The sequence below is a fragment of the Amycolatopsis sp. SID8362 genome, assembly GCF_010550475.1.
GTDB classification, from domain to species: Bacteria; Actinomycetota; Actinomycetes; order Mycobacteriales; family Pseudonocardiaceae; genus Amycolatopsis; species Amycolatopsis eburnea.
On record NZ_JAAGNB010001386.1, the window covers coordinates 1 to 6,896 of the forward strand.

Below are 6,896 nucleotides of genomic sequence, written 5' to 3' on the forward strand. Positions count from 1 at the left end.
TGCCGCCGCGGGCGCGCCCGGCCTGGTACCTGCGGGTCGACGCGCTGCCCGAGACCGCCGTCCACACGGTGGACCGGGCGGCGGTCGCCGAACTGGCCGCTACGGCCGGGCCGTCGGCCGAAGTGCCCGCGGAGGCCGCGCCGGACCCGACGACCACCGCCGTCATGGCGTTGTTCGCGAAGCTGCTCAAGCGCACCGACGTCACCGAGGACACGAACTTCTTCGCCAGTGGCGGGCATTCGCTGCTGGCCGCCCAGCTCGTCCAGTCGATCCAGAAGCAGACCGGGGTCCGGCTGAAGCTGTCCGCCGCTTTCTCCCACCCGACGCCGGCCGCGCTGGCGGAGCTGATCACCGAACGCGGGAGCACCCGATGACGACGTCCTTCAACCCGGAGCCCCGGCCGTTCGAGCGGGCCGAGACCATGCACGGCCTGTTCGAGTGGTGCGCCGGGCGCTGGCCGGACCGGACCGCGCTGCACCACCAGGGCCGGGACATCTCCTACCGCGAGCTGGCGGAGACCGCAGACGCGTACGCGGCCGAACTGCAAGCGCGCGGCGTTGAACGCGGTTCGATCGTGCCGGTGCTGCTGCCCCGCTCCCCCGAGCTGTTCGCGACGCTGCTGGCCGTGCTCAAGTGCGGGGCGGCCTACGCGGCGCTGGACCTGCGCTGGCCGCGGACCCGGCTCGTGGAGCTGCTCGAGCACCTCGGCGGACCGGTGGTGGCCGCCGAGCGCGGGGCCTCCTGGCCGTCGACGTGGTCGCCGCCGTCGCAGCCGATCCTCGGCGCCCGCCCGGCTCCCGTCGAGGTCGGCGCCGACGACGCCTGCGCGGTGTTCTTCACCTCGGGGACCACCGGGACGCCGAAGGGCGTGGTGACCGCGCACCGCGGCAACGTGCGGCTCTTCGACGACTGGCTGTTCACCCCGCTGGACTCCGGCGCGGTGATGCCGCAGGCACTCGCGGCGACGTGGGACGCCTTCGGCCTCGACTCCTGGGGCGTGCTGTTCAACGGCGGCACGCTGGTGCTGCTGGAAGACACCCTGGAGCTGGCAACGAAACTGCGTGACCTGGTCGCGATCCACGGCGTCACCACGATCTTCCCGCCCACCGCGGTGTTCCACAGCATGGTCGACAACGACCTCGACGCCTTCGCCGGCCTGCGGGCCGTCGGCACCGGCGGCGAGAAGCTCTCGGCCCGGCACGCGGCCCGGTTCCTCGAGGCGTACCCGGACATCCCGCTGTACAACATGTACGGCCCGGTCGAGTCGAGCGTGGCGGCCACCTGCCACCGCGTCCGGCCGGAAGACCGCGCCGAGGTGCCGCTCGGCGTCCCGTTCCCCAACACCCAGGCCTACATCCTCGACGGCGACCGCCTGTGCGACGTCGGCGAGAGCGGCGAAATCTGCCTGGGCGGCAAGGGGTTGGCGCTCGGCTACTTCGAGGACTCTTCGCTGACCGCGCGGAAGTTCGTCGAGATCGCCCTGCCGTCCGGCCCGGAACGCGTCTACCGCACCGGCGACCTCGGCCGCCGGACCCCCGACGGGCTGCTGCACTTCGAAGGCCGCGCGGACCGCCAGGTCAAGATCCGCGGCCACCGCATCGAACTCGACGACGTCGAGCACAACGCCGGCCGCGTACCGGGTGTCGGCGCCTGCGCGGTCGTGCCGGTGACCGGGGCCGACGGCGCGTACGAGGACCTCTGCCTGTTCTACACCGGGTCCGGCTCCGCGCCAGGCGAGGAGGAACTGCGCACCGGGCTGGCCGAGCGGCTGCCCGGTTACCTGGTGCCCGCGCTGGTCCAGCGGTTGGAGCGGCTGCCCGTGCTGGAGGACCGGAAGCTGGACCGCCGCGCGCTGGCCGAGCTGGCCGCGAACCGCCGTGCCGAGTCGGTGGCGCCGGTGGCGGAAGAGCTTTCGGACACCGAAGCCGCGGTGGCGGGGTTCCTGCGCGAAATCATCGGCGTGCCCTCGATCGCCAGCGACGTCTCGTTCTTCCGGCAGGGCGGCAACTCGCTGTCCGCCGCCCAGCTGTGTTCCCGGATCAGCCGGGACCTCGGCGTCAAGCTGCGGATCTCCCAGGTGTTCGAGGCGCCGACCGTGCGCGGTGTCGCCGGGCTGATCACCGCCGGAAAGCCGTAGGAGGAAAGCGATGCCGGTCCAGACGGCCGAGGACATGACCACGCAGATGCGCGTGCTGTGGACCCTCGGCGAACTCGGCGATCCCCTGGCGCTGCTGCTGCGCGGCCCGGAGGATCCCTACCCGCTCTACGAAAAGATCCGCGCGAAGGGCCCGCTGCACCGCAGCGAGCTCGGCGCGTGGACGACGGTCGACCACGCGACGGCCACGAAGGTGCTGCGCGACCGGCGGTTCGGGGTGCTCAAGTCCGACGGCAAGCCGATCAGCCCGGTGATCACGACGTTCGACAACTCGATGCTGGGCGCCGACGGCGCCGACCACGCGCGGCTGCGCAAGCTGGCCACGCCGTTCCTGAGTCCCAAGGCGATCCTCGGCTTCCGCGACCGCCTGACGGCCATCTGCCACGAGCTGCTGGACCGGGTGGACACCAGCCGGGAGTTCGACCTGATGGCGTCGTTCGCCGACCTCATCCCGGTCACGGTGGTGGCGGCCATCTTCGACATCCCCGAGCCGTTCCTGAGCCGGTACCTCGAGCACGGCCCGAAGTTCGGCACGATCTTCGACGAGATCACGTCGGCGGAGCACATCGCGAGCGTCCAGCGGTCGCTGGACGAGCTGGACGCGCTGTTCACCGAGCTGATGGAGATGCGCCTGGCCCACCCGGGCGACGACGCGGTCAGCAAGCTCCTGACGGCCCGCGCCGAGGACCGGCTCACGACGCACGAACTGGTGTCGATGTGCCAGCTGCTGACCCTCGCGGGCGCGGAGTCGACGGTGAACCTGATCGGCGTCGGCGTGAAGACGATGCTGGAACGGCGTGACCAGTGGGAGAAGCTGGTGGCGGACCCGGACCTGGCCCCGCAGGCCGCGCAGGAGTCGCTGCGGTTCGAGGCGCCGGTCCAGCAGTCCAGCCGGGTGTCCACAGTGGACGTCGAGATCGGGGACACGGTGATCCCGGCCGACACGGCGGTCGTCGTCCTGACAGCGGGCTGCAACCGTGACCCTTCCGTGTGGACTCGCCCGGACGTCTTCGACATCACCCGACCGACCACCCCGGACAACCTGTCCTTTTCGGGCGGGTCGCACTACTGCCTGGGCGCGCCGCTGGCCCGCCTGGAGGCGGACGTGGCGTTCCGGGTCCTGGCGACGCGCTTGCCGGACCTGCGCCAGACGGGCCCGGCCGACCGCCGGCGCTCGGCGATCATCCGAGGCCTCCGCCACCTACCGGTGACGAACGGCTGACGACCCTTTCGGACGGCCGGTGCCCTACCCGGGGCACCGGCCGTTCGCGCGCGTCCGGAGCCCGGGCCCCCGCCAACGTAGTGAATGACTCATTCATGTCGCCGGACGACATGAATGAGTCATTCACTACATCTCTCGGCCAAGTCGCGTCGGCCGGTCGGGTCAGCTCACCGCGACCTGAGTGCTCAGCGGCAGCGAGGCCGACGACGAACCGGCCTTCACCGACCGCGTCCCGCCTCCGCGCTTCCACGCCTTCGCCGCCGAGTCCCAATAGCTCAGCTGGCGCGGGTCCACGTGGATCGTCAACGTCCGGTACGCCCCGGGCGTCAACGTCACCTTCGCGTACCCGCCCAGCGCCGTCGGGGCCTGCGGGGCCGTCACCTGCGGGCTCGGGCCGAGGAACACCTGGGCCACCTCCGTGCCCGTCCGGGTTCCCGTGTTCCGCACCGTCACCTTCACGTCCAGACCACCGTCCGACGCGTTCGAAGCCGTCAGCCCGCTGTACGCGAACGATGTGTACGAAAGCCCGTAGCCGAACGGGAAGAGCGGGGTCATCTTCTTGTCCGCGTACCAGCGGTAGCCGATGTCGACGCCTTCGGTGTACTTCACCTGGCCGTCCTGGCCCGGGTACAGGCCCGCGCCGGCGCTGACGAGGGTATGGGCCTCGTCCACCGGGAACGTCTGGGTCAGCTTGCCCTGCGGGTTGGCGTCGCCGTACAGCAGCGCCGTCGTCGCTTCGGCGCCCTTCTGGCCCGGGTACCACATCTCCAGCACCGCGGCCGTCTTCGCCAGCCACGGCATCTTCACCGCGGACGCCGTGTTCAGCACGACCACCGTGCGCGGGTTGGCCGTGGCGACCGCGTCGATCAGCTCGTCCTGGTAGCCCGGCAGCGACAGGTCGGGGCGGTCGAGGCCTTCGGAGCTGTCGTCGTAGGCGAACACGATCGGCGTGGTGGCCGCCTTGGCCGCCGCCACCGCTTCGGCGATCTTGGTCTGGGCCGCCGCCGGGGTGAGCCAGTGCAGGTTCACCTGAAGGGGGTGGACGAAGTCCGCGAAACCGTAGAGCAGCAGCGAGTGCTGGCCCGCGGTCAGGTGCACGGTGATGCCCGTGTAGCCGGTCGCGATCGAGTCGCCGAACAGGCCGCTCGCGGCGCCGTCGACCTGGAGGAAGCCGCCACCGCCGGTGGCCTGCAGCTGGATGCTGTAGTCGCCCTCGGTCGGCGCGGTGATCGTGCCGTTGTAGAACACGCCTTCCGCGCCGGCGGGCAGGCCGCCGCCCTGGGTGTACGCCGGGGACAGCGCGTCCGCCGGCACCGCTTCGCCCGCCGGGTCGTAGCCCGGGGTGTACGTCGTCGTGCTGCCCGCGCGCTGCTTGAGCACGTCCAGCGGGCTGGCCGGCGTGGCCGACGGGAGGACGTGGGAGCTGCCGCCGCCGTTGAGCTTCGGCGTCTTCGCGTTGTAGCCGATCACCGCGACGCTGCCCGAGCGCGTGGTGCTCAGCGGCAGCGCGGCCTTCTCGTTGCGCAGCAGGACCGCGCCCGCCTGGGCGACGTCCTGCGCGGTCGCCGTCAGCCCGGAAAGGTCACGCGCCGGGCGCGCCGGGTTGTCGAGCAGGTGGAACCGGTCCATCTGGCCGAGGATGCGCGCGACCGCGGTGTCCAAAGCAGACTGCGGGATCTTGCCCTCGCCGATCGCCGTCTTCAGCTGGTCGCCGAAGTACGTGCCGTCCGGCATCTCCTGGTCGAGGCCCTTGGGCAGGGAGTCGGGCGTCAGCGACATCCGCCAGTCCGACATCACCCAGCCCTTGAACGCCAGCTGCTCCCGCAGGATCCCGGTCAGCAGGTCGCCGTTCGCGCACGCGGACGGCCCGTTCAGGTTGTTGTACGAGCACATCACCGCGCCGGCGCCGGCCTTCACCGCCGCCTCGAACCCGGGCAGCTCGACCTCGTGCAGCGTCTGGTCGTCCATCTGGACGTTGATCGTCTGCCGGTCGTTCTCCTGGTTGTTGCCCGCCAGGTGCTTGACCACCGGGATGGTGCCCTGGCCCGCGATGCCCTTGACCTCCGCGGCGGCGATCCGCGACGTCAGCAGCGGGTCCTCGCTGAACGTCTCGAAGTTGCGCCCGCCGTAGGGAATCCGGATGGTGTTGACCATCGGGGACAGCAGCACGTCGGTGCCCAGCGCCCGGGCTTCGCGGCCGACGCCGGCGCCGTAGCGGGTGGCGAGCGACTCGTCGAAGCTTGACGCGAGCGAAACCGGCGCCGGCATGACGACCGACGGCTTGTCGACGCGCACCCCGGCGGAGCCGTCCGCCAGCCGCAGCGACGGGATGCCGAGGCGCGGCACGCCCGGGACGTACCCGGCCTCGCCGACGCCGTTCGGGTCGGTGCCGCCGTGCACCAGGGAGAGCTTCTCGTCGAGCGTGAGCTCGCCGACGAGGACGTGCACCCTCGGCGAGAACTTCGCGGCCGGCTCGGCCGCGGCAACGGCAGCCACCAGACCGGACGTCATGAGCACGCCGGCCAGGACGACCGCCGCCGTGCGCGACCGCGGCCGCGCACGAAGAAGATCATTACGCATAGTCACCCCAGAAACCCGCGAAAGGGTCGCCCCTCCCGCTTGTTGGTCCAATTGAGGACCAACCTAGGTGACTACTGCACGGACCGTAACCCCTGTCTTGACCAGTGCCTTCACCGGTTCAGACCGGCCGCGAGCCGAACTCCCGGCTAATTCCGGGTGACGTCCAAACTCGCTTCGCCGCCGCGGATCTCCCCGAGGTGCAGGTGGTACCCGAGGAAATCGATGTCGACGCCCTGGAAGAGGGACACGCTGATCCCGTTCGACAGGAAGGTCACGGAATTGTTGTCGACCTTCTGCACCTGCAGTTCCTGCCCGCCGAGGTCGACTTTGCCGCCACTGGTGAGGTTGAAATGACACGACCGATCCCCGCACCCCAGATCGATCAAATGGTCACAGCCGGCCACCGAAAAAGCAGTGACCAGAGCGAACAGGCACACCACGATCCCACGACGCATTTCGATCCCCCGATATCGGTTTTCGATCAGGCTGATGGCAGGACGCACGGAATGAGGATGGTGATTTCGGTCGGGCCGCCGGCCGGGCTGTCGATTTCCACGACGCCGTCGAACGCCGCGACCCGCCGCTGGACGCCGAGGAGCCCGCTGCCGCGGCTGAAGTCGGCGCCGCCCTTGCCGTCGTCGGCGACGACGACCTTCAGCGCGCCCGGCCGGTAGGTGACGCTGATCCGCACGCGCTTGGCCGCCGCGTGCTTGGCCGCGTTGGCCAGCAGTTCGGCGACGGAGAAGTAGACCGCCGACTCCAGCGCCGCGTCGGGCCTGCCGACCAGGCCGACCTCGACGTCGGTGGGCACCGGCGCGTCCATCGCGAGGTCGTCGAGCGCGGCGCCGAGGCCGCGGTCGGCGAGCATTGGCGGCTGGATGCCGTGCACCAGTCCGCGCAGCTCGCGCAGGGCGGCCGCGGACAGGTCACGCGCGCCGG

General features: G+C 70.9%; 6 protein-coding genes. 3 read left to right on the forward strand and 3 right to left on the reverse strand.

Annotated features, from left to right (window positions below; translation table 11 throughout):
- The 3 genes from G3I65_RS42595 to G3I65_RS42605 all read left to right on the forward strand — a co-directional run.
- On the forward strand, positions 1-374 hold a 374-nt coding region (locus G3I65_RS42595; RefSeq protein WP_160701121.1), incomplete at its 5' end, for a phosphopantetheine-binding protein.
- Positions 371-2,137 (forward strand): non-ribosomal peptide synthetase, encoded by a 1,767-nt coding sequence (locus G3I65_RS42600; RefSeq protein WP_160701122.1) that lies wholly within the window; start codon positions 371-373, stop codon positions 2,135-2,137. The genes G3I65_RS42595 and G3I65_RS42600, both read left to right, overlap by 4 nt.
- Before the next feature lie 10 nt (positions 2,138-2,147).
- A complete protein-coding gene (locus G3I65_RS42605) occupies positions 2,148-3,377 on the forward strand; it encodes a cytochrome P450 (RefSeq protein WP_160701123.1) in 1,230 nt (409 codons plus the stop codon).
- 162 nt (positions 3,378-3,539) lie between these two features.
- Here the strand turns inward: G3I65_RS42605 and G3I65_RS42610 are convergent, their stop codons facing one another.
- The 3 genes from G3I65_RS42610 to G3I65_RS42620 form a co-directional block, all read right to left on the reverse strand.
- Entirely contained in the window at positions 3,540-5,873 is a 2,334-nt protein-coding gene (locus G3I65_RS42610; RefSeq protein ID WP_309235981.1) for a glycoside hydrolase family 3 C-terminal domain-containing protein, read from the reverse strand.
- A gap of 230 nt (positions 5,874-6,103) precedes the next feature.
- Complete coding sequence (locus tag G3I65_RS42615) at positions 6,104-6,460, reverse strand: hypothetical protein (RefSeq protein WP_160701124.1); 357 nt, start codon at positions 6,458-6,460, stop codon at positions 6,104-6,106.
- Positions 6,439-6,896 (reverse strand): ATP-binding protein (locus G3I65_RS42620; RefSeq protein WP_345944105.1); only part of this gene is annotated, 458 nt, incomplete at its 5' end. The genes G3I65_RS42620 and G3I65_RS42615, both read right to left, overlap by 22 nt.